At 72.3% G+C, this 22,699-nt stretch carries 20 protein-coding genes; 9 read left to right on the top strand and 11 right to left on the bottom strand.

The features are described 5' to 3' along the window. Positions 1 to 119 precede the first annotated feature (119 nt). From ABWI07_RS27990 to ABWI07_RS27975, 4 genes are all read right to left on the bottom strand, one after another. Complete coding sequence (locus ABWI07_RS27990) at positions 120 to 1,124, bottom strand: amino acid ABC transporter permease (RefSeq protein ID WP_149257650.1); 1,005 nt, start codon at positions 1,122 to 1,124, stop codon at positions 120 to 122. Further along, on the bottom strand, positions 1,121 to 1,804 hold the full coding sequence (locus ABWI07_RS27985; protein WP_149257649.1) for an amino acid ABC transporter permease: 684 nt from the start codon (positions 1,802 to 1,804) through the stop codon (positions 1,121 to 1,123). Before ABWI07_RS27985 ends, ABWI07_RS27990 begins: the two co-directional genes overlap by 4 nt. Positions 1,805 to 1,915: 111 nt before the next feature. After that, complete coding sequence (locus ABWI07_RS27980) at positions 1,916 to 2,785, bottom strand: glutamate ABC transporter substrate-binding protein (protein WP_149257648.1); 870 nt, start codon at positions 2,783 to 2,785, stop codon at positions 1,916 to 1,918. Positions 2,786 to 2,823: 38 nt separating this feature from the next. Then, positions 2,824 to 3,546: an amino acid ABC transporter ATP-binding protein gene (locus tag ABWI07_RS27975; protein ID WP_235036635.1), complete on the bottom strand. Its 723-nt coding sequence runs from the start codon at positions 3,544 to 3,546 to the stop codon at positions 2,824 to 2,826. 283 nt (positions 3,547 to 3,829) lie between these two features. Here ABWI07_RS27975 and miaB point away from each other — a divergent pair, with 283 nt between their 5' ends. Together miaB and ABWI07_RS27965 are read left to right on the top strand one after the other, a co-directional pair. Continuing rightward, positions 3,830 to 5,359, top strand: coding sequence for a tRNA (N6-isopentenyl adenosine(37)-C2)-methylthiotransferase MiaB (miaB, locus tag ABWI07_RS27970; protein WP_235036587.1), 1,530 nt, complete (start codon positions 3,830 to 3,832; stop codon positions 5,357 to 5,359). Between the two features lie 54 nt (positions 5,360 to 5,413). Then, positions 5,414 to 6,127, top strand: coding sequence for a class III extradiol ring-cleavage dioxygenase family protein (locus tag ABWI07_RS27965; RefSeq protein WP_353820280.1), 714 nt, complete (start codon positions 5,414 to 5,416; stop codon positions 6,125 to 6,127). Here the strand turns inward: ABWI07_RS27965 and ABWI07_RS27960 are convergent. Then, a complete protein-coding gene (locus tag ABWI07_RS27960) occupies positions 6,124 to 6,414 on the bottom strand; it encodes an antitoxin (RefSeq protein ID WP_353820279.1) in 291 nt (96 codons plus the stop codon). The genes ABWI07_RS27965 and ABWI07_RS27960 overlap by 4 nt on opposite strands. 121 nt (positions 6,415 to 6,535) lie before the next feature. Here ABWI07_RS27960 and miaA point away from each other — a divergent pair, with 121 nt between their 5' ends. Both miaA and dapF read left to right on the top strand, forming a co-directional pair. Then, a complete protein-coding gene (miaA, locus tag ABWI07_RS27955; protein WP_353820283.1) occupies positions 6,536 to 7,447 on the top strand; it encodes a tRNA (adenosine(37)-N6)-dimethylallyltransferase MiaA in 912 nt (303 codons plus the stop codon). A gap of 8 nt (positions 7,448 to 7,455) precedes the next feature. Further along, on the top strand, positions 7,456 to 8,256 hold the full coding sequence (gene dapF / locus ABWI07_RS27950) for a diaminopimelate epimerase (protein ID WP_149257642.1): 801 nt from the start codon (positions 7,456 to 7,458) through the stop codon (positions 8,254 to 8,256). A gap of 259 nt (positions 8,257 to 8,515) precedes the next feature. On the opposite strand, the gene ABWI07_RS27945 is transcribed toward dapF, so the two are convergent. Both ABWI07_RS27945 and ABWI07_RS27940 read right to left on the bottom strand, forming a co-directional pair. Beyond that, positions 8,516 to 10,477 carry a sensor histidine kinase gene (locus ABWI07_RS27945; protein WP_149257641.1) on the bottom strand — a complete coding sequence of 654 codons (1,962 nt, stop codon included), beginning with the start codon at positions 10,475 to 10,477 and terminating at the stop codon, positions 8,516 to 8,518. 294 nt (positions 10,478 to 10,771) lie between these two features. Next, complete coding sequence (locus ABWI07_RS27940; protein WP_353820278.1) at positions 10,772 to 11,383, bottom strand: TetR/AcrR family transcriptional regulator; 612 nt, start codon at positions 11,381 to 11,383, stop codon at positions 10,772 to 10,774. 102 nt (positions 11,384 to 11,485) lie between these two features. Between ABWI07_RS27940 and ABWI07_RS27935 the strand changes: the two genes are divergently transcribed. From ABWI07_RS27935 to ABWI07_RS27915, 5 genes are all read left to right on the top strand, one after another. After that, entirely contained in the window at positions 11,486 to 12,469 is a 984-nt protein-coding gene (locus ABWI07_RS27935) for a hypothetical protein (RefSeq protein WP_353820277.1), read from the top strand. Between the two features lie 66 nt (positions 12,470 to 12,535). Next, positions 12,536 to 13,552, top strand: a complete 1,017-nt coding sequence (locus tag ABWI07_RS27930; RefSeq protein WP_353820276.1) for an ABC transporter permease — start codon at positions 12,536 to 12,538, stop codon at positions 13,550 to 13,552. Then, positions 13,549 to 14,358, top strand: a complete 810-nt coding sequence (locus ABWI07_RS27925; protein WP_353820275.1) for an ABC transporter permease — start codon at positions 13,549 to 13,551, stop codon at positions 14,356 to 14,358. The genes ABWI07_RS27930 and ABWI07_RS27925 overlap by 4 nt, the downstream gene beginning before the upstream one ends. Then, on the top strand, positions 14,355 to 16,157 hold the full coding sequence (locus ABWI07_RS27920) for a dipeptide ABC transporter ATP-binding protein (RefSeq protein WP_353820274.1): 1,803 nt from the start codon (positions 14,355 to 14,357) through the stop codon (positions 16,155 to 16,157). The genes ABWI07_RS27925 and ABWI07_RS27920 overlap by 4 nt, the downstream gene beginning before the upstream one ends. Continuing rightward, positions 16,154 to 17,827: an ABC transporter family substrate-binding protein gene (locus ABWI07_RS27915; RefSeq protein ID WP_353820273.1), complete on the top strand. Its 1,674-nt coding sequence runs from the start codon at positions 16,154 to 16,156 to the stop codon at positions 17,825 to 17,827. The genes ABWI07_RS27920 and ABWI07_RS27915 overlap by 4 nt, the downstream gene beginning before the upstream one ends. 20 nt (positions 17,828 to 17,847) lie before the next feature. On the opposite strand, the gene ABWI07_RS27910 is transcribed toward ABWI07_RS27915, so the two are convergent. From ABWI07_RS27910 to ABWI07_RS27895, 4 genes are all read right to left on the bottom strand, one after another. Beyond that, positions 17,848 to 18,561 (bottom strand): hypothetical protein, encoded by a 714-nt coding sequence (locus ABWI07_RS27910; RefSeq protein ID WP_353820272.1) that lies wholly within the window; start codon positions 18,559 to 18,561, stop codon positions 17,848 to 17,850. 103 nt (positions 18,562 to 18,664) lie between these two features. After that, the gene (locus ABWI07_RS27905; RefSeq protein ID WP_149257635.1) at positions 18,665 to 19,951 is read right to left on the bottom strand and encodes a (Fe-S)-binding protein; all 1,287 of its coding nucleotides are present in this window, start codon (positions 19,949 to 19,951) and stop codon (positions 18,665 to 18,667) included. Next, a complete protein-coding gene (locus ABWI07_RS27900) occupies positions 19,951 to 21,147 on the bottom strand; it encodes an FAD-binding oxidoreductase (RefSeq protein ID WP_149257634.1) in 1,197 nt (398 codons plus the stop codon). The genes ABWI07_RS27905 and ABWI07_RS27900 overlap by 1 nt, the downstream gene beginning before the upstream one ends. Next, entirely contained in the window at positions 21,147 to 22,595 is a 1,449-nt protein-coding gene (locus ABWI07_RS27895; RefSeq protein ID WP_353820271.1) for an FAD-linked oxidase C-terminal domain-containing protein, read from the bottom strand. The genes ABWI07_RS27900 and ABWI07_RS27895 overlap by 1 nt, the downstream gene beginning before the upstream one ends. Positions 22,596 to 22,699: the final 104 nt, after the last annotated feature.

Genomic DNA, 22,699 nt, shown 5'->3' with positions numbered 1-22,699 from the left:
CCCACCCCCGGCGCCCTAATCCCCGGCGTCACCACCTGGGGGCGGGGGTCGGGCCGGGGGTGGGGTGCCGCCGGACTCCGGCGGCACCCCTCACGCGTCAGACCGGGGCCCGGTGGCACTCAGAGGCGTGCCGCGCCCCCGCCGATCTGGCCGGCCGCGGCCATGCCCGGAGCGGGCGGGGCTCCGACGTCACCGCCCATCGTCCTGCCCGCCGTCTTGCGGCTGCGGCGTCCCCGGGCCTCCAGCCACGTGGCGAGCCGGCTCACCAGCATGTTGAGCGCGATGTAGATGATCGCGACGACGATGCCGGCCTGGAGCTTGTTGTTGTGGTAGTTGGCGGGCACCTGCCGGAACCCCGCCGACAGCAGCTCGGAGTAGGCGATGATGAACCCGAGTGCGGTGTCCTTGAGCAGGACCACGAGCTGGCTCACGATCGCCGGCATCATGACCGTGACCGCCTGCGGCAGCAGCACCAGGCGCATGACGCCGTTCTTGCGCAGGCCGATCGCGTAGGCCGCCTCGGACTGCCCGTTCGGGATCGACTGGACGCCCGCGCGCACCACCTCGGCGAGCACCGAGCCGTTGTACATCACGAGCCCGAACACGACGGCGGCGAACGCCGGCACCGTGATGGTCCCCGCGTTGATCTCCACGCCGAAGATCGAGAAGAAGTTGTCCACCAGCACCCGCTGCAGGGTGCCGAACTGCGAATCCGCGATGACCGGGCTGATCTTGTTCGGGACGAAGAACGCCAGGAAGATCAGGATCAGCAGCGGGATCGCCCTGAAGAACTCCACCACGACGCCGGCCGGGACCCGCAGCCACCAGTGGTCCGACAGCCGGGCGAGGCCGAACACCACGCCGAACAGGAGCGCGAGGACGGACGCCACCGCCGCGGCCTTCAGGGTGCTCCACAGGCCGGGCAGGATCAGCTTGTCCCAGACCGTCCACTTGAGGAACGGGGTCCACAACTCGCTCTCGAACTGTCCCCGCTCGTCGAAGCGCCAGATCAGCGCCGCGAAGAGGGCGAGCAGCACGGCGGTCGTGACGACGGTCACCGCCCTGTTCCGCGCGCGCGCCCGGGGCCCGGGGGCGTCGAACAGGACGGTCGCTTCCTGGCTCATCGGGCCACCGCCATCCGCTTGTGCAGCCAGCCGAAGAAGAATCCGGTCGGCAGGGTGAGGATCATGAAGCCGATGGCCACGCCGATGAACAGCGGGAGCGCCCCGCTGGTGAACGAGGGCAGGTCCAGCAGGTCCTTGGTGACCGCGGCGGCCTCGCCGTAGCTCGCGGCGGAGGCCACGGTGGTGTTCTTGATCATCGCGATGAGGACGCTTCCCAGCGGCGCGATGACCGAGCGGAACGCCTGCGGGAGGATGATGATCCGCAGCGACTGGGTGAAGGTCAGCCCGATCGAGCGGGCCGCCTCCGCCTGCCCCAGCGGCACGGTGTTGATCCCCGCCCGCAGCGACTCGCAGACGAACGCCGCCGTGTACCCGGACAGGCCGAGTACCGCCCACCAGTAGTACGTGGTGGGGGGGTTGTCGGAGAACTGCAGAGCCAGGACGTCGTTGAGCCCGAGGCTGCACAGCAGCAGGACCAGGGTCAGCGGCGTGTTGCGCACGACGTTGACGTAGGTGGTGCCGATGACGCGCAGCAGCGGAACCGGCGCGACCCGGAAGCTCGCGAGAACCGTGCCGATCAGCAGGGACAGGACCGCGGAGAGGGCGGCGAGCCGCACGGTCGCGTAGAACCCGTCGAGGATCTTGTCGAAGTTGTCGAAAAACGCGCCGAAGTCAAACATTGCTCAGCTGTTCCATGGCGGTCCAAGGGGTCGGGCCATCACCGGGACCCCCCGGGGGAGACGCGTACGCCTTCCCCGGAAGGCCCCGGCGTGACGATGTTCAGCCCAGGATCAGGCGCAGCCTTCCATCTGCGGCGCGGTCGTGACGAGCTTGAGCCCGGTGCCCGCGAAGTGCTTCTCCAGCAGGGTCTTGGCCGTGCCGTCGGAGTACATCTGGGCGATGGCCTTGTTGACGGCCTCGCAGGTCTCGGTGTCGCCCTTCTTGAGGCCGACGCCGTACTTCTCGTCGGTGAAGGGGTCGTTGATGACCTTGAAGGCGCCCTTCTGCTGGTTGGCGAAGCCGGCGAGGATCAGGTCGTCGGTGCTGACCGCGTCCACCGCGTCCGACTTCAGCTTGGCGACGCAGTCGGAGTAGCTGGAGGCGTCCACGAGGGTGACGCCCTTGATGTTGAGCTTGCCGTCCGGCGGGCCCTCGGTGATGCGGCGGAAGGAGTTGGAGCCGGCCGCCTTGCAGAGCTTCTTGCCCTTGAGGTCGGTGGCCTTCTTGATGCTGGTGTTGTTCGCCTGGACCATCGTGTCCTGGTGGGCGACGTAGTACGGGCCGCCGAAGGTCACCTGCGACTTGCGCGCGTCGGTGATGGAGTAGGTGGCGACCACGAGGTCGACCTGCCCGCCGCCGAGGAACGACTCGCGGTTGGCGGAGGTCGTCTCCTTGAACGTGATGCCGTTCTCGGGGACGCCGAGCGACTTCGCGATGTACTTGGCGACGTCGACGTCGAAGCCGTCGTAGCTGCCGTCGGGCTTCTTCAGGCCGAGGGCCGGCTGGTCGAACTTGATGCCGATGGTCAGCTTCTTGTCGTCCTTGGCCTTCTGGACGACCGTCTTGGCCTCGGTCTTCTCGGTGTCGCTGCCGCACGCGCTGAGCGCCAGCGACAGCGCCATCCCCGCCCCGATGAGGGCGCCGAAACGACGTACTCGCATTTTCGTCCTACCTCTGCTCTCTGCCGGAGCCCCGCGGCTCAGTGCGTGAGGATCTTGGAAAGGAAGTCCTTCGCGCGCTCGGTCCGCGCGTTGGTGAAGAACTCGTCGGGGGTGTTCTCCTCGACGATCTGGCCGTCCGCCATGAACACGACCTTCTGGGCGGCCCGCCGCGCGAAACCCATCTCGTGCGTGACCACGATCATGGTCATGCCCTCGCGGGCCAGTCCCGTCATGACGTCCAGGACCTCGTTGACCATCTCCGGGTCCAGCGCCGAGGTCGGCTCGTCGAAGAGCATCACCTTGGGCTTCATCGCCAGGGAGCGCGCGATCGCCGCCCGCTGCTGCTGCCCCCCGGACAGCTGAGCGGGGTACTTGTGCGCCTGGTTGGCGATGCCGACCCGGTCGAGCAGTTCCATCGCGTGCTTCTGCGACTCCTGCTTGCCCTGCTTGCGGACCTTGATCGGCCCGAGCATGACGTTCTCGAGGATCGTCTTGTGGGCGAACAGGTTGAACGACTGGAACACCATGCCCACGTCGGCGCGGAGCCTCGCCAGCTCCTTGCCCTCCTTGGGCAGCTCCTTGCCGTCCACGAGGATCTTGCCGTCGTCGATCGGCTCCAGCCGGTTGATCGACCGGCAGAGGGTCGACTTCCCGCCGCCGGAGGGGCCGATCACGACGACGACCTCACCGGAGTCCACGGTGAGGTTGATGTCCTTGAGGACGTGCAGCTCGCCGAAATGCTTGTTGACGTGCTCGACCACGACGAGGGGCCGGTCACCTGCGGCGGCCGGCTCCGGGGCGGAGACCTCCGGCCCGGTCTTGGTGAGCTCGGGCCCGCTTTCGCTGTCCGTCATGGGCTCGGACTTTACGTCATCGCCGGCGCTGCCCGAGTTGCCCTGCGGTACCGATACGATCACGAATACCCACGTCGGACGGGGTCCGGCCGTGGCGGAGAGTGATCATCAGAGCTGGCGGCGCGGTGCGCCGTCCGTTCGGCCATGTCACGGCGGGCCCGTACCCTTGATGACTGTCATGAGTGCGCCTATGGAGACGGCACCGCGTACGTACGAGATCCGTACCTACGGGTGCCAGATGAACGTCCACGACTCCGAGCGGCTGTCGGGGCTGCTGGAGTCGGCCGGGTACGTCCGCGCGGTGGACGCCGAGCCCGACGTCGTGGTCTTCAACACCTGCGCGGTGCGGGAGAACGCCGACAACCGGCTCTACGGCAACCTCGGCCATCTGCGGCCCGTCAAGGACGGCCATCCCGGCATGCAGATCGCCGTGGGCGGCTGCCTGGCGCAGAAGGACCGCGACACCATCGTCAAGCGCGCTCCCTGGGTGGACGTGGTGTTCGGCACGCACAACATCGGGTCGCTGCCCGCGCTGCTCGAACGCGCACGGGTGCGGAGCGAGGCGCAGGTCGAGATCGAAGAGTCGCTGGTGACCTTCCCCTCGACGCTGCCGACGCGCCGCGAGTCGCCCTACGCCGCCTGGGTGTCGATCTCCGTGGGGTGCAACAACACCTGCACGTTCTGCATCGTCCCGTCCCTGCGCGGCAAGGAGCGCGACCGCCGGCCGGGGGAGATCCTCGCCGAGGTCGAGGCGCTGGTCGCCGAGGGCGCCCTGGAGATCACGCTGCTCGGGCAGAACGTCAACGCCTACGGCTCGGGCTTCGGCGCCCTGTCCGCCGCGCCGGACGACGTCCGCGCGATGACCCGGGACGGGCAGTCGGCGTTCGCGGGTCTGCTGCGCGCCTGCGGCGGCGTCGAGGGCCTGGAGCGGGTCCGGTTCACTTCGCCGCACCCCAAGGACTTCACCGACGACGTGATCGCCGCGATGGCCGAGACGCCCAACGTGATGCCGTCCCTGCACATGCCCCTGCAGTCCGGGTCGGACGGCGTGCTGCGCGCGATGCGCCGCTCGTACCGGCAGGCGCGCTACCTCGGAATCATCGAGAAGGTCAGGGCCGCGATCCCGGACGCGGCGATCACCACCGACATCATCGTGGGCTTCCCCGGCGAGACCGAGGCCGACTTCGAGGAGACCCTGCACGTGGTGCGGGAGGCCCGGTTCGCGTCGGCGTTCACGTTCCAGTACTCCAAGCGCCCCGGCACCCCGGCGGCGACCATGGACGGCCAGCTGCCGAAGGAGGTCGTCCAGGAGCGGTACGAGCGGCTCATCGCGCTGCAGGAGGAGATCTCCTGGGCGGAGAACCGCAGGCAGCTCGGCCGCACCCTGGAGGTACTGGTCGCCGAGGGTGAGGGCCGCAAGGACGAGGCGACGCGCCGGCTCTCGGGCCGGGCGACCGACAACCGCCTGGTCCACTTCAGCGCGCCGGAGGAGCCGGTCCGCCCCGGCGACATGGTCACCGTCGAGGTCACCTACGCCGCGCCGCACCACCTGGTCGCCGACAAGCCCGCGCTGGGCGTCCGCCGCACGCGCGCGGGCGACGCGTGGGAGGCCCGCCAGGGCGGCGGCGGCGGGGCCAGGGGCGTGTCGCTGGGCATGCCGTCGATCGGGCGGCCGGCCGCGTCGGCCGCGCCCGCGCCGGGCTGCTCGACCCGCCCCTGAACTCCGGCATGATCGGGTGGTCCCCGGCGGCCGGCCCGCCCTCAAGGAGGCAGCGTGCTCGTATCGGCGGCGGTGTGCCCGCATCCGCCCCTCCTCATTCCGGAGATGGCGGGGGAGGCGGCACCGGAGCTGGACGCGCTCCGGGGCGCCTGCGACCGGGCCGTCCGCGGCCTGGCGGGAGCGGACGCCCTGATCGTGGTCGGGGGAGGGCCGGAGACCCGCGCGTACGGGAGTGACGCCTACGCCACGCTGCGCCGGTACGGCCTCGACTGGACGATCCCCACCCGGGTCAAGCGCGATGCCGAGGCGCTGCCCCTCTCTCTCACCATCGGGTTCTGGCTGCTGGAGCGGCAAGGCTTGGGCGCAGGGGCGCGCTACCAGGCCGTCGGATTCGACGCCTCTCCTGACGATTGCCTGGCGCTGGGACGTGAACTCGCCGAATCGGCCGACCGTGTCGCCCTTCTGGTGATGGGGGACGGCTCGGCATGCCGCTCGGAGAAGGCTCCCGGCTACCTCGATGAGCGCGCGGCCCCGTACGACGAGGGTGTGGCGCGCGCGCTCGGGCAGGCCGACGCCGGGGCCTTGGCCGCCCTCGATCCGGAGCTCTCCCGGGCCGTCCGGGCGGCCGGGCGTGCGGCGTGGCAGGTGCTCGCCGGTGCGGCCGCTCAGGACGGCGACGCGTTCACGGGCGAACTCCTCACCGACGAGGCCCCTTACGGCGTCGGTTACCTGGTGGCGGGCTGGTCACGGGCAGGCGGGCCCGCCTAGTAGGGCTGCCCGCCAGTGCCGCCGGGCTGTTCCCCCGTGCCGCCGGGCTGCCCCGGCTGCCCCGGCTGTCCGGGCTGTTCCCCCGCACCGCCGTGCTGCCCGGGCTGCCCGCCTTCGCCGCCCCCGCGGTCGATGTACTTCTCGGCCTGCTCCTGGACGCGGTCGACCTTGTCGGCGTACTTGCCGCCGGTGCGCTGGTCGAACTTGTCCCCGGCCTTCTCCACGCCCTCCTTGGCCTTGTCGGAGTGCTGCCCGAGCATCTGCTTGACCTTGTCGACGATGGACATCGAATCCCCCCGGATCCCTCGTCCCGTTCGGCGCCGCCGGGCCGGTGCGGCGCCCGTTCATCCCGGCCATACCCGTTCTGTTGCCACAATCGATCCCGTGACCCCACCCAATGCCCCGCATGTGATCGCGGTCGTCGGCGCCACGGCGGCCGGCAAGTCCGACCTGGCCGTCGAGCTGGCGCTCCGCCTGGACGGCGAGGCGGTGAACGCCGACTCGATGCAGCTGTACCGCGGCATGGACATCGGCACCGCGAAGCTGTCGGCGGACGAGATGCGCGGGGTCCCGCACCATCTCCTGGACGTGTGGGACGTGACGGTCACCGCGAGCGTCGCCGAGTACCAGCGGCTCAGCGCGGACGCCATAGCCGAGATCAGGGGCCGGGGGCGGCTGCCGGTCCTGGTCGGCGGGTCCGGGCTCTACGTCCGCGCGGCCCTCGACCGCCTGGAGTTCCCGGGCACGGACCCGGCCCTGCGGGGGCGCCTGGAGGAGGAGCTGGAGCGCGTCGGGCCCGGCGCCCTGCACGAGCGGTTGCGCGGCCTCGACCCCGCGGCGGCGGAGGCGATCCTGCCGAGCAACGGCCGCCGGATCGTGCGGGCCCTGGAGGTGATCGAGATGACCGGCCGCCCGTTCACCGCGACCCTGCCCGAGCACCGGTACCGCTATGACTCCGTGGTGCAGATCGGGCTGAGCGTGCCCCGCGGCGAGCTGGACGAGCGCATCGCCCTGCGGGTGGAGCGGATGTGGGAGGCGGGCCTGGTCGACGAGGTCCGGGAACTGGAGAAGCGGGGCCTGCGGGACGGCCTGACCGCCGGGCGCGCCCTCGGCTACGCGCAGGTGCTGCGGTTCCTCGCGGGGGAGTGGACGGAGGACCAGGCCAGGGAGGACACCGTCCGGACGACGCGGCGCTTCGCCCGCCGCCAGGAGTCGTGGTTCCGCCGCGACCCGCGCGTCCAGTGGCTCCCCTACGACGCCCCGGACCTGGTCGATCGCGCCCTGGCGCTGGTGAGCCGGGGGACGGCGGACCCCATATGATCGGGGGCATGCGGTTCGTCAAGGGGCACGGCACCGAGAACGACTTCGTGATCCTTCCCGATCCGGACGGCGTCCTCGACCTCACGCCGCGGGCCGTCGCGCGGCTCTGCGACCGGCGGGCGGGCATCGGCGCCGACGGCGTCCTGCGCGTGGTCCGGACGAAGGCCGCGGAGCTCGACGCCGACGCCGAGTGGTTCATGGACTACCGCAACGCCGACGGCAGCATCGCCGAGATGTGCGGCAACGGGGTGCGCGTCTTCGCCCGCTACCTGGTCGACGCGGGCCTGGCCCCGGCAGGGGAGTGGGACGTCGCCACCCGCGCGGGGCTGCGGCGCGTGTCGCTCGGCCCGTCCGGCGACGTCAGCGTGGAGATGGGCCTGCCCGAACTCCTCGGTCCAGGGGAGGCGTCCCTCGCGGGGGCGGCCTTCGCAGGCGAGCGGGTCAGCGTCGGCAACCCCCATCTGGCGTGCCGCGTCACCGGGCCGGTCGCCGCCCTGGACCTGTCGCGCGCCCCCGGGTTCGACCCGGCCGCCTTTCCCGACGGGGTGAACGTCGAGTTCTTCCGGAGCGTCGGGGAGCGGCACGTGGAGATGCGGGTGTACGAGCGCGGCTCCGGCGAGACGCGGTCGTGCGGCACCGGGACCGTCGCGGTCGCCGCGGCCGCGGCCCGCGGCGCCTTCGACGGCGCCGAGTGGACCGTGGACGTCCCGGGCGGCCGGGTGGCCGTCGTCCTCGACGGCGACACCAGCCACCTGAGGGGCCCGGCCGTCCTGGTCGCCGAGGGCGAGACCCGGCCCGGCTGGATCTGACCGGCCTTCCCTCCGACCTGGACTGGTACGGGTGCCGCTCCCGGTCCCGGCACAGACGGGACAACGGTCCCTCTCCAGCGGGACCTTCCCCCGCATAACTTCTTTCTTGCACACCCTCTGGTGAATGGCCCGTATGGACCGGGATGGGAGCCCCGGGGCCGTACGGAGCCTGAGGGCCGGTGGCGACCTTCTTGGCGGGGGGCGGTCACCGGCCCTCCCACCCGGAGGGTGCGGCACCTCAGGGCTCTCGGGGGAGCCCTCAGGACGAGACGCCGTTGACCGGCAGTCTGGCGCGGACCAGGGTCCCGCCCTTGGGGCCGGGCCCCACCGTGCATGATCCGCCCAGTTCGGCCGCGCGTTCTCGCATGGAGGACATGCCGATGCCGGAGCGCACCTGGTAGGGCAGCCCCACACCATCGTCGTCGACCGTGACGTGCAGATCACCGTTCAGATGCAGCCGCACCTCGGCGCGGCCCGCCTTGGCGTGCCGGTGGACGTTCGTCAGCGCCTCCTGGACGATCCGGTACGCGGCGACCTCGGCCGCGGCCGGCAGGCCCTTCAGGTCGCCCACGACGCGCACGTCCACCTGGGGGCCGTCCCCGGAGGCGACGACGCCGCCGAGCGCCTGGATCGCGCCCTCCAGCCCGAGGTCGTCCAGAGCGGGAGGCCGCAGGCCGTACACGAGCTCCCTGATGTCGCCGATGGTGCGCCCCATGGTGGCGCGCAGCTCCTCCAGCAGCCCGTCGACCGCCTCCGGGTCGGTCTTGAGCGTGATGCGCGCGGCGTCCACCGTCATGGCGAGGCTGGCCAGCGTCGGGCCGAGGCCGTCGTGCAGGTCGCGGCGCAGCCGGCGGCGCTCCTCCTCCCGCGTGCGCAGGATGTGCTCGCGGGACCGCTGGACGTCCGCGGCGAGCCGCGCCGCGTTCGCCAGCTCGGCCAGGTTGCGGGCGAGGACGTTCGACAGCCGCGCGTCCGGGGTGCGGGTGACGCCGAACAGCAGCCGCCCCACCGGCTCGCCGTGCCACACCAGCGGGATGAGCTGCGGGCGGTCGCCGAGCACGCCGTCCTCCGCCGCGATCTTCCGGCCGTCGCGGTCCAGCACCTCGATCGTGACGCCGGTCGCGTGCAGGGCCGAGCGCGCGACCTCGGCGGCGACGGCGAGCGCGGCGCCGGGGTTGGCGGCGGTCTGCAGCCGCCGGTTGAGGCGGTCGGCGATCCGGTACGGGTCGCGCTCGCCGTGGATGAACCCGTCCACCGTGCGCTGGAGCCGCCGCCGGACCGGTTCGAACACCGCGCCCGCGACGATCGCCCCGGCGAGCCCGGCGAGGGTGCCCCGGCCGTGCGCGAGCAGGCTCGCGGTGCCGACGAGCGCGAAGTACACGCCGGTGATCACGACCACGAGGCCCGCGTACACCAGCGTCCGGCTGACCACGAGGTCGATGTCGTACAGCCGGTAGCGGGTGATCGCGATGGCGATGCAGATGGGGACGGCGACGATGGTGAGGTCGCGCAGCGGGTCGCCGATCGGGCTGTTCTCGCCGACGAAGATGATCGCCTCGGCGACGATCCCCGGATAGACCACCCAGGCGATCTGCCGCCGGACGTCCGGCGGCGCCTGGACGAACCGCACGGCCACCGAGAACAGCCCCGCGGCCAGGGCGGTGACGATGACCACGCTGATCGGGAGCGGGATCCGGTCGAACGGGTAGACCGAGACGCCGTTGTGCCAGCGGCGCACGTCCGGGTCGATCGTCAGGTGCACGCACACGACGACCGGGACGAGGCAGGCGAGGGCGAGGGCCGGACGGAACCACCGCGACACCAGCCGCCCGTCCGGGAAGATCAGCGGCAGCACCAGTGTCAGGGCGTAGGTGTCAACGGCCCACAGCCAGACTCCGAGCCACTGGACGAACCCGGCCCCGGGCAGGCGGTGCAGCTCGAACCAGGGGCCGAGGTTGAGCGAGAGCACGTAGAGGGAGGCGCTGAACCCCGCGCCGACCATGAGCCAGGCGACCTTCAGCCCCGGCCGGTGGCGCAGCAGGACGGCGCCCACGGGCGTCCAGGCGAGGGCCACCAGGATCTCGGGATGCCACCACACCATCCGCTGCTCGGACGGGAGGCGGCCCCCGATGACCAGGGACGCCGCGACGGACACGACCGCGCCGAGCGCGAAGAGGGCGCCGATGCGCCGCGCCGCGCGGTCGTGCTCTTCCGTCTGCATGCACACTCCCCGCCGAAAGTAATGGAATGTTAAAACGCCCGGCTCTCTGTCCTGCAGTCCAAAACGCGACCGCCTCAGGACACCGCTGATCGGGTTCGGCGGAGGATTCCCCGGTCGCGGTGCGGGCGGACGTGTCGTGATGGTAACCGTGGATACGCCTGAAATGAACGGAAGACGCAGGTCAGCGTCCTGTTCCGGTCGCCTTACCACACGCTGGGCGCGGTCGGCGCGGTGTGCGGGCGCGGTCGGCGCGCGGGGGGTGGGCGCGGCCGGGGTTCGGGAGGCGGGTGCGGGTCAGACCGTGAGAGTCAACATGCTGTCGCGCGTCAGCGCCTTCACCCCGCGCCGCATGTCCTCGGGAGAGAAGTCCTTGAGGAGCAGGCGCTGGATCAGGAAGCCGGGGAAGAGCGCGAACAGCGTCTTCCCGGCGGCCGTGACATCGGTGTCGGCGGGGAGCAGGCCGGCGTCGACCAGCCGGCGGATGTAGCGGGTCCAGGTGTCGCGCAGGCCGATGACGTTGTCGGCGACGTACGCGGCGATCTCGGGGTCGTGCATGGCGAGCGCCCAGCCCTGGGGCGCGAGCCGGAGCGGGCCGTTCTCGCCGGAGAGGGCGACGATGTGGTCGGCGAGCCGCTCGGCCATCTCGTCGACCGGGAGCAGCGGGTCGCTCTCGGCGAGCGCCGTGAAGAACGCGTGCAGGTCGCCGACCACGGTGGCGATGTTCGCCTCGACGATCTCGTTCTTGCTCTTGAAGTACCGGTAGACGGCACCGGCGGAGAGGCCGGCCTCGGCGAAGATGTCCTGCATGGACGTCGCGTGGATGCCCTTGCGGATGAAGCAGGTGCGGGCCGCTTCCAGGATCTGGCGGCGGCGGCGCTCCAGGTGCTCCTCGCTGACTCTCGGCATGGCGCCAATATAAAACGAACGTTCGTTTCTTGACAAGCCCAGAGCGCGGTGCGACTCTGGCGGGTCAAAAGAGAACGGACATTCGTTTTTTTGGAGGAGATCGTGCGGTCCTCCCCTGCCGCCCGCGCCATGGGCGCGGCCGTCGGCGCGGCGCTGCTGCAGCTCATCATGATCGTCGCCTTCTCGTGGCCCGCCGCGCGGACGGAGCCGCGCGACGTCCCGATCGTCGTGACCGGCCCGCAGGCCGCCGCGGTCGCGGGCGCGCTCGACCGCCGGCGGCCGGGCGCCTTCGACGTGCGGGTCCGTCCGGACGAGGCGGCCGCGCGGGCGGCGATCGCCGATCGCGAGGCGTACGGCGCCCTCGTCACGGCGCCGTCCGGCCCGAAGGTGCTCACCGCCTCCGCCGCCTCGCCCCTGGTCGCCCAGCAGCTCGGAGCGATGGCCGCGGAGCTCCGGCCTGGGGGCGCACCGGCCTCCGCGCCCGTCCAGGACGTCGTCGCGGTGGACGCCGACGACCCCCGCGGGGCCGGTTTCGGCGCCCTCGCGCTCCCGCTGGTCATGTCCGGGCTCGCGGCCGCGGTGCTGCTGACGTTCGCCCTCCCGTCCCTCGCCTGGCGCGCCGCCGGTACGGCGATCTTCGCCGTGCTGGGCGGGCTGGACGTCGCGTGGATCGCGCAGGGCTGGCTGTCGCTGCTTCCCGGCCCCTACGTCACGCTCGCCGGGGTCATGTCGCTGACCCTTTTCGCCGTGACCGGCACCGTCGTCGGCCTGGCCGCCGCCATAGGCCGCGCCGGAATCGGCCTCGGCGGGCTCACGCTGCTGCTGCTCGGCAATCCGCTGTCGGCGGCGACCTCGGCGCCGGAGCTGCTGCCGCAGCCGTGGGGGACGATCGGCCAGTACCTGCCGCCGGGTGCGTCGGCCACCCTGCTCCGGTCGGCCGCGTACTTCGACGGCGCCGGAGGCGCCGGCCCGCTCGCCGTCCTCGCCGCCTGGGTCTTCGCCGCCCTCGCGCTGATGGTCCTGGGCGGTATGCGGAGGCGCTCGAGAGGCGAGTTCGTGCCCGACCGCGAACCGGTGCCCGCGTGAAGTCCTTGCGCGACTCTGGGCGATTCCATGCGCGATCCGTACTCGCTCAATAGCATTCTGTGACACTTGAGTGGTGCGGAGGGCGAGACGGTGGCGGTGTTCGTGGTCCGGCGGCTGGCGAGCCATGCGGTGCTGGCCGTGCTCGCCGCCAGCCTCGGCTACCTGCTCGCCGCCGCGGCGCTCGATCCGCGGGCCGCTCTCGAAGGCGGCGCGCTCCGTCCGCCGGAGGCCGTCATCGACGCCAGGCTGGACGCCCTCAACCTCGATGACCGGACACCCCTGGCCGAGCGCTACCTCACTTGGGCCGGGGGCGTCTTGCGCGGCGACTTCGGCCGGACGTGGGAGGGCGAACCGGTCAACGCCGAACTCTGGCGCCGTCTCGGTGTCAGCCTGCGCCTGGTTCTTCCAGGAGCCGTTTTGGGAGCCGCGATAGGGGTCGCTCTCGGCGCCTACGCCGCCGTCCGGCATGGTCGGGCGGCCGACAGGCTCATCTCGAGCGGCTCCTACCTGCTGCTGGCGGTTCCCGTGTTCGTCCTGGCGGTGCTCTTACAGATCCTCGCTGAAGAAGCCAACGACGCCATGGGCTTGCGGGTGTTCGCCTGGGTGGGCGAATCGACGCCGGGGGCGTCTCACGGCGCGCTGTGGAGCCTTGCGGATCGAGCACGCCACCTGCTGCTGCCCACGGCCGCGATCGCGCTGTGCCAGTCCGCTCTCTACGCCCGCTACCAGCGGGGCCTGATGCTGGACGTGCTGCATGCCGACCACGTGCGCACCGCGCGGGCCAAGGGCCTCCGGCGGCGCAGCGCGCTGCTGCGGCACGGGCTCCGGACCGCGCTCGTCCCGATGACGACCTACTTCGCCTACACGGCGGGCCTTGTGCTCCTCGGCGGGGTCTTCACCGAGACCGCCTTCGGGTGGCACGGCCTGGGGGAGTGGCTCGTCGACTCCATCTCCCGCGGTGACGTCAACGCGGTGGCCGCCATCGACTGCCTCGCCGCCTGCGCCGTCCTGCTGGCGGCTCTCGCGTCCGACGTCCTGACCGCCGCGCTGGACCCCCGCGTCCGCGCGGGGGTCCTGCCATGACCGGCGGACGGCGTGCGGTGGCCGGGGGCGTCCTGCTAGTGCTCCTGGTCCTGCTGGCGTTCGCGGGGCCGCTCGCGTCACCGTGGGGGTGGGACGAGACGGACTTCGCGGCCTTCCGGCAGGGGCCTTCCGGAGAGCACTGGCTCGGCACGACCCAGAGCGGGCGGGACGTCTTCTCGCTCACCCTGCGCGGGGCGTGGAACTCGCTGTCGGTCGGGTTATGCGCCGCGGTGCTGGCGACCGGATTCGCCGCCGTCGCGGGGACGGCGGCCGGGTTCCTGGGCGGCGCCGCCGACCGGATGCTGATGTGGGGCGCCGACCTGCTCCTGGTGCTCCCGTCCCTGCTCGTCGTCACCGTCCTGGCGTCCAGGGCCGCCGGGGGATGGCCGGTGCTCGTGCCGCTGCTGGCCGCGTTCATGTGGATGCTCACCGCCCGCGTGGTGCGGGCCGCGACGCTCTCGCTGCGGGAGCGCGAGCACGTGCTGGCCGCCCGGTACCTCGGCCTGGGCGCGCCGCGCGTGATCGCGCGGCATGTGCTGCCCCATCTGGCGTCCCTGCTGGCCGTCGACGCGAGCCTGAACGTCAGCGTCGCGGTCGTCGCCGAGAGCGGGCTGTCCTACCTCGGGTTCGGGGTGCGGCCGCCGGACGTCTCGCTCGGCTCGGTGATCGCCGACGGCCGGGGCGGGGCGACCGCGCTTCCCTGGGCGTTCGGGTTCGCCGCCGGGCTGCTCGTCCTGATCGTCGTCGCGGTGAACCTGGTCGGGGACGGGCTGCGGGACGCTCTCCACCCGGAGGCGGGGCGTTGACCGTCCTGCGGGTCGCGGACCTGACCGTCCGCCACGCCTCCGGCGCCCGAGCCGTCCGCGGGGTGGGCTTCGCCGTCGAGGAGGGGGAGGCGCTCGGGATCGTCGGCGAGTCGGGAGCCGGCAAGACCGCGCTGGCCCTCGCCCTGACGGGCCTGCTGCCAGAAGGGGCCCACGTGGCCGGGAGCGTGCGGCTGCGCGGTGCGGAACTGCTGGGACGGACCGACGCCGAACTCTCCCGGGTGCGCGGCAAGGACCTGGCGATGGTCTTCCAGGATCCGCTGTCGGCCCTTTCACCCGTCCAGAAGGTGGGCGACCAGATCGCCGAAGCCGTCCGGGTCCATTCGGCGGCGGGCCGCGCGGCGGCGCGATCACGTGCCGTCGACCTGCTCGAACTGGTCGGCATGCCCGACGCGGCCCGCCGGGCCCGCGCCTACCCGCATGAGCTCTCCGGCGGAATGCGGCAGCGCGTGATGATCGCCATGGCCCTCGCCCACGACCCGGTGGCGATCGTGGCGGACGAGCCCACCGCGGCTCTGGACGCGACCGTCCAGGCGCGGGTGCTGGACGTCCTGCGGGCGGCCCGGGAGGCGAGCGGCGCCGCCGTCGTGCTGATCAGCCATGATCCCGGCGTCGTCGCCGGGTTCGCCGACCGCGTGATGGTCATGCGCGAGGGACGGGTGGTCGAGGCGGGAACGGTGGAGGAGGTCCACCGGCGGCCTCAATCGCCGTACACGCGCGGCCTGCTGCGCTCGACGCCGCGCCCAGGCGATGTCTCTCGGCCCCGCACCGGGCGTCCGGTCGTGCTCCGGGTGGAGGGCCTGGCCCGTCACTACCCCCTCACCAGAGGGACGCTGACGCGGCGGCGGGTCGGCGAGGTGCGGGCCGTGGACGGCGTGAGCTTCGACGTCCGCGAGGGGGAGACGCTCGCGCTTGTCGGGGAGTCAGGATCCGGCAAGACCACGACGCTGATGGAGGTCCTGCGGCTGACCCGCCCGCAGGAGGGGCGCGTCATCGTCTTCGGCCACGACACGGCCGCCTTGCGCACCGCCCACCGCAAGGCCCTGCGCAAGGACGTCCAGGTGGTGTTCCAGGACCCGTACGCCTCGCTGAACCCTCGGATGCGGGTGGCCGACATCCTCGCCGAACCGCTCACAGCGCACCGCATGCCGATCGGCGGGCGCGTGGAGGAGTTTCTGGCGATGGTGGGCTTGGAACCCGGTCATGCACGGCGCTTCCCCCATGCGCTCTCAGGCGGGCAGAGGCAGCGCGTGGCCCTGGCCAGAGCGCTCGCACTGGAGCCCCGCCTTCTGCTCTTGGACGAGCCCGTGTCGGCGTTGGACGCCGCCGTACAGGCGGGCGTCATGGAGCTGCTGGAGGGGCTCCGGGAACGCCTCGGCCTGGCGTGCCTGTTCGTCACCCACGACCTCGCCCTGGTCCGGGGCTTCGCCGACCGGGTCGCGGTCATGCACAGGGGCCGCGTCGTGGAGATCGGGTCGGTGCCCGATGTGTACGGCGCTCCCGCCCACCCGTACACGCGGGCGCTGCTGGACGCGATCCCTTCACCCGATCCAGAACGAGACCGACGTACCCGCTTCCTTCTGCACGATGACCCGTCCGATCCCAGGCCCATGGGCATTGCCTTGGGCTGCCGGTTCCGGACCCGCTGCCCGCACCACGCCACGCTCACCCCCGACGACAAACACCTATGCGAAGACCACGATCCGATGCCGCGTGCCATAGGCGCGGACCACTCCGCCGCCTGCCATCACCCGCTCGTCCCGGCGAAGGCCGAACGATGAGACATCTCCTCGCCGCGGTCCTCCTGGGGATCGCGCTCCTGAACGGCACCGGATGCACGGCCCCTGAAGCGTCGACGCCGGGCACACCTGGGCGCCTGCCTGCGGCGGACATCAACCCGACCTCGCGTGACCGTGTCTCCGGCGGCGGGACGCTGCGCTGGCCCCTGCCCGAATTCCCGTCCCAGTGGAACTCGGGCCATGTCAACGGCGCCAAGGGCGCGGTCGAGCACGTCATCCAGGCCGTCATGCCGTATCTGATGCGCGCCGATGAGAAGGCCGTCCCGCGCCCCGTTCCGGAGTATCTGGAATCGGCCACCTTGAAGCGGACCCGGCACGGCCAGACCGTCACCTACAGGCTCAACCCGCGCGCCAGGTGGTCGGACGGCAGGCCCATCGGGTACGCCGACTTCCGGGCGCAGGCCCATGCCCTGTCTGGACGCGACCCCCGCTACGAGGTCTCCGCCGTCACCGGCTACCAGCAGATCAAGCGCGTCGAACGCGGCGCTGACGAGCACGTCGTCAAGGTGACGTTCGCCCATACCTACGCGGACTGGCGCGGCCTGTTCAGCCCTCTGTATCCGGCTTCCGCCTACTCCAGCCCACGCGCGTTCAACACCGCATGGACGGACCGCATACCCGTCACGGCCGGACCGTTCAGATGCCAGCGGATCGACCGGACTGCCAAGACGCTCACCCTGGTGCGGGACCCGGCGTGGTGGGGTGCGCCCGCGAAACTCGACCGGATCGTTTACCGCGCCATGGACACCAGCGCGATGCCCGGCGCGTTCGCCAACAAAGAGATCGACCTGATGGACGTCGGCCTCGACGCTGATGCGCTGCAGCGCGTCCGGCACGTCCCCGGCGCCGTCGTCCGGAGGGCGGGCGGGCCGGACTGGCGGAACTTCACCTTCAACGCGGCCGGGCCCATCCTGTCGGACGCCCGGGTACGGCGGGCGGTGACGCTCGGCATCGACCGGCGCGCCATCGCGCGGTCCGACCTGTCCGGTCTCGGCGTGCCGGTCCAGCCGCTCGGCAACCATTTCTACGTCGGCACCCAGGCCGGCTACCAGGACAACTCCAGCGAGTTCGGCGGCTACGACCCCGCGCGGGCCGGGCGGCTCCTGGACGAGGCGGGCTGGAAGCCCCACGGCAAGTACCGCGCCAAGGCGGGACGCACGCTCGCGCTGCGGTTCGTCGTGCCGTCGGGGGTCCCGATCAGCAGGCGGGAGGGGGAGCTGACGCGCGCGCTGCTCGAACGCATAGGCGTCCGAGTGGACATCCAGGTCGTTCCCGCCGACGACGTCTTCGAGCGGTACGTCACGCCGGGGAACATGGACATCGTCCCGTTCTCCTGGCTCGGCACCTCGTTCCCCGCTTCGGAGATGAAGGCGGTGTTCGCCCGGCCTCACGGACGCAGCGTCCAGCAGAACTACTCCCGGATCGGCAGCGCCGCCATCGACGCGGCGATGGACCAGGCCATCGCGGAGGTCGACCCGGGCAGGGTCCACGTCCTGGTGAACAGGGCCGACCGGCTCATCTGGCGCCAGGCGTCGGTCCTCCCGCTGTTCCAGCGCCCCCAGCTCGTCGCCGTGCGCGCGGACCTCGCCAACGTGGGGGCGGGCGGCTTCGTTGACCTCGCCTACCAGGACATCGGCTTCAGGAAGCGGTGAGGCTTCCGGATCCGTTCAGGTCAGGGGAAGGCGAGCTGGACGCCCTTGCGGTCGCTGGTGAAGCGGGCGTTCCACACGTACAGGCGCAGGTCGTCGGCGGAGAGGTCCTCCTTGACCGGGAGGTCGGAGGCGATGCGGACCACGTAGGAGGCGCCCGCCGGCATCATCGTGTCGCCGCCGTCCTCGACAGGTGCCTTGGACCCGCCCACCCGCGCGGTGATCGTGCTGTGGTTGGGGAGGGTGCACATGTCGTCCGGGATGCCGGCCTGCGGCATGCACCGCTCCTGCGCCGACGACGGGACCTGCGACTTCGGCATGAACAGGTCGGCGGGGAAGTCCAGCAGGACGGGCCGCCGCTGGCTGTTGGTGAGGATGTAGTCGGCGTAGGCGTAGGTCGTCCCCTCCGGCGGGGCCTGCGTGGCGCCGAGCGGCTGCCGTGACGTCCCCGCCATGACGGCGGCGAGGCTGTAGCCGTAGCCCTCCGGCGTCGTGAAGCCGACCGGCGGGCCGGCCTTCGGAGCGGGCACGGACGAGCCGCCCCCGCCGTCGCCCTGGCTCGCGAGGACGGGCGGGGCGGGGTCCCCGCCGCCCGTGCCCGGCCGCAGGAACACGATCACGCCGGCCACCGCGGCGATCCCGACGGCGCCGGTGACGGCCCCCGCGAGGCCGAGCCTTCCTGCCTGGCTCTTCTTCCTGCGGCGGTGCGAGCGGTACGGCTGGCGGCTGTTGGCCATGGTCGCTCCCTCGGGCCCTCTCCAGCTCGGTCGGCGTGTCCTTCCCACGGCGGGCAGGCCACGATACCGGACAGCCGGATCGGCGGCGGTCCTGACCTGTGGGCTACGAACCGCGCGCGATAAGGGCGTCGCGGCCGAGTCCCCGCAGGGAGGCGTCCAGCACCTGCGCGGTGTGCGCGACGGCGATGCCGGCGCCGCGCCGGCGCAGCGCTGTGGCGATCTGCATCGAGCAGCCCGGGTTGGCGGCGACGAGCAGTTCGGCTCCGGTGGCGTCCACGTTCACCGCCTTCCGGTCGCCGAGTTCTCCGGCGGCCTCCGGCTGGAACAGGTTATAGGTCCCGGCGGAACCGCAGCAGATGTCGGGTTCGGCGATCTCCCGGACGGTGAGCTGGGGGATCGCGGCCAGCAGTTCGCGGGGCTGGAGCCGGATGCCCTGGGCGTGGGCGAGGTGGCAGGCGTCGTGGTAGGCGATCGTGACCGGAAGTGGCCGCCGTTCCGCGCGGGGCCCGAGTTCCACCAGGTACTCGGCGAGGTCCCGGGTCTTGGCGGAGAGCGCCTCCGCCCGAGCGGACCATTCCGGGTCGTCGGCGAGCAGCGCCCGGTACTCCTTCATCGCGGACCCGCATCCGGCGGAGTTCACCACGATGACGTCGACGGCCTCGAACGTCTCGACCGTCCGGCGGGCGAAGGCGCGGGCCTCGTCCTCGCGCCCGGAGTGCATGGACAGCGCCCCGCAGCACCCCTGCCCCCGGGGGATGACGACGTCGCAGCCCTCCATCGCCAGGACCCGGGCCGTGGCGGCGTTGACGCCGGGGAAGAACTCGCTCTGGACGCATCCGGTCAGCATCCCGACCGTGGCGCGGCGCTCCCCGCGTGCGGCGACGCGCTCGGGCAGCCTCGGCGCCCTGCCGAGGGGCGGGGCCAGCCGCTCCATCGCGGCGAGGGACGGCGAGATGCGCTCCAGGATGCCGGTGCGCCGCACGAGCCGTTCCAGACCCGACCGCTGGTACGCGCGGAGGGGCCCGCGCAGGGCGCGGAGCCTGCGCTTGTACGGGAAGAGTTGGAAGACCATCTCCCGTATGACGCGCTCCTTCACCGGGCGGGGGTGCTCCCGCTCGACGTCGGCCCGGGTCGTCTCGATGAGACGGTCGTACTGCACCCCGGACGGGCAGGACGTCACGCAGGCCATACACCCCAGGCACCGGTCGAAGTGCTCGACCATCGGTCCGCTGAGCGGTTCGCCGTCCGCGTGCTGCTGCATCAGATGGATGCGGCCCCGGGGAGAGTCCATCTCCTCGCCCCAGAGCACGTACGTCGGGCACGTCGGAAGGCAGAACCCGCAGTGCACGCAGTCGCTGAGCAGGTCCGGGAGGTCGTCCTGTGCGCTCATCAGATCCCTCCCACGAAGCGGCCGGGGGACAGCCGGTGATCCGGGTCGAACTGGTCCTTCACCCGCCGCATCAGCGCCAGCGCGGGAACCGGCCCCCACAGGTCGATCTCGCCGCGCACCTCTTGCGGCGCGTAGCGGACGACGGCGTGCCCGCGGTGCTTCCTCAGCACGTCGCGTAGGCGGCCGAGGACGTCGGCCACCTCGTTGGGGCCGGACTCCGCGGGAAGGCCCACGTGGCCTTGCCCGCTGCCGCTCCAGGTGGCGGCGGCCCCCGGCCCGAGCACGGTGAGGACGTCGCGGAGGGATGGCGGCGGGGCGCCGATGTCGATGAGGGTGGTGCCGTCCGGGTAGACGCCCCACCCATCGGGTGCGGTGTCGGAGATCTCGGCCTTCTCGCCGAGGAGCTCCGCGGTCTGCCGAGCGCGCGCGGCGACACCGTCGGGAACGCCCTCCAGGAACACCGCCACCGTCCCTGGGCTGATGTACTCGACCGCACTCGGCGCGACAGGGGAGTGGAGGACGGTCTGGACCGCGTCGTGCGCGTCCTCGGGCCCGTCCACGGCGCAGGTCACGTACGCCGTCGCGGCGGGGACCGGATGCAGGCGGAACGTGGCCTCCACGATCAGGCCCAGCGTCCCGTAGGAGCCGCAGAAGAGGCGCCCCAGGTCGTACCCGGCGACGTTCTTGACGACCTTGCCGCCCGACCGCGCGACCTGCCCGTCCGCCCGGACGACCGTGAGCCCGATGACCAGGTTCCTGGGCGTCCCGTACAGGGTGCGCAGGGGGCCGGCCGCGCCCGTGGCGACCGTCCCGCCGACGGTCGAGCCCGGCAGCGGCACGTCGAGCGCGAGCCGCTGCCCCCGCTCCGCCAGCCGCTCGGCGAACTCCTCCATCGCGAGCCCGGCCTCCGCCTTGGCGACGAGGTCCCCGGCCGTGTGCTCGACGAGCCGGCCGAGCCGGTGGGTGTCGACGATCAGGTCGCAGCGCTCCGGAGGCAGCCCCCAGTCCAGCCGGGTCTCGGCCCCGCGCGGGACGACGGCAAGCCCCTTCTCGGCGGCCACGCGCATGACGTCGGCGGCCTCGGCCAGGTTCTTCGGCGCCGCGACGATCGCGGGCTCCACGCCGAGCACGCCTTCCGCGGGCTCGCCGGGCCGGACGTCGCCGCAGACCTTCGCCAGGGCGTCCAGGGGCCGCATCAGAAGATGTCCGCCTTTCCCTCGTACGGGTGCGGGCCCTTGCGCTTGCCGGGCACCTCGCCGCACAGCCGCGGCGTGGGGAAGACCTTGCCCGGGTTGCACAGCCCCGCGGGGTCGAAGCCGCAGCGGACCATCTGCATCGTGTCCAGGTCGGCGTCGGTGAACATGCGCGGCATGTAGCGGGCCTTGTCCACGCCGACGCCGTGCTCGCCCGTGATGGAGCCGCCGTGCTCGATGCACAGGTCGAGGATCGCGCCCGACACCTCCTCGGCGCGCGCCTCCGCGCCCGGTTCGGCGTCGTCGAACAGCACCAGCGGGTGCAGGTTGCCGTCCCCGGCGTGGAACACGTTCGCGACCCGCACGCCCGACTCGGCCGACAGGGCGTCGATCCGGGCCAGGACGTCGGGGAGGACCGTCCGGGGGATGACGCCGTCCTGGACGAGGTAGGCCGGGCTGATCCGGCCCACGGCCGCGAACGCCGACTTGCGCCCCTTCCAGATCAGCGCCCGCTGCACGTCGTCGTCGGCGATGCGGATCTCGAAGGCGCCCGCGTCCCGGCACAGCCGCTCCACCTCGGCGAACTGCGCGGCGACCTCGGCCTCCGGGCCGTCCAGCTCCACGATCAGCACCGCGCCGGCGCCCGGCGGGTACTCGCAGCGCACCGCCGCCTCGGCCGCCTCGATCGCGAGGGCGTCCATCATCTCGATCGCCGCCGGGAGGACCCCCGCGCCGATGATCGCCGACACCGCGGCGCCGCCCGCCTCGATCGACCCGAACGCGGCCAGCAGCGTCTGCACGGTCTCGGGGACCCGCGTCAGCCGCACCGTGATCTTGGTGGTGATGCCGAGCGTGCCCTCCGCGCCGACGAACACGCCGAGCAGGTCGTAGCCGGGCCCGTCCGCCGTGAGCTCCACGAGCTCGCCGTCCGGGGTGACGACCTCGCAGGCCAGCACGTGGTGCGCGGTGAACCCGTACTTCAGGCAGTGCGCGCCGCCGGAGTTCTCCGCGACGTTCCCGCCGACCGAGCAGATCTGCTGGCTGGAGGGGTCGGGCGCGAAGTAGTACCCGTACGGGCGGACGGCCCGCGTCACGTCCAGGTTGATCACGCCGGGCTCCACCACGGCCCGCTGCCCCGGGACGTCGATCTCCAGGATCCGGTTCATCCGGGACGTGACGATCAGCACGCCGTCCGTGCGGGGGAGCGCGCCGCCCGACAGGCCGGTCCCGGAACCGCGCGCCACGTAGGGGATCCCGGCGGCCGCGCACTCCCGCACGATCGCGGCGATCTGCTCGGCCGTGTCGGGCAGCACGACGACGCCGGGCGTGGACCGGTGGTTGGTCAGGCCGTCGCACTCGTAGGTGCGCAGCCGCACCGGATCGGTGATCACCCGGTCGGCCCCGAGCAGCGCCTCCAGCCTGGGCGCGAGCGCCGTGAGCATGGTCTCCATCCCTTCCACGATCCCTCGCACGCGAGCCCGTCGCAAGGGGCGCCGGGCCGTCCGGAAACCGTTTCCCGGACGGCCCGCCGCCCCCTACGGACTGCCGGCCGGAG

Source organism: Actinomadura sp. NPDC000600, assembly GCF_040492135.1.
In the GTDB taxonomy this organism is placed as follows: domain Bacteria; phylum Actinomycetota; class Actinomycetes; order Streptosporangiales; family Streptosporangiaceae; genus Spirillospora.
This window is presented reverse-complemented; position numbering and strand designations above follow the sequence as displayed.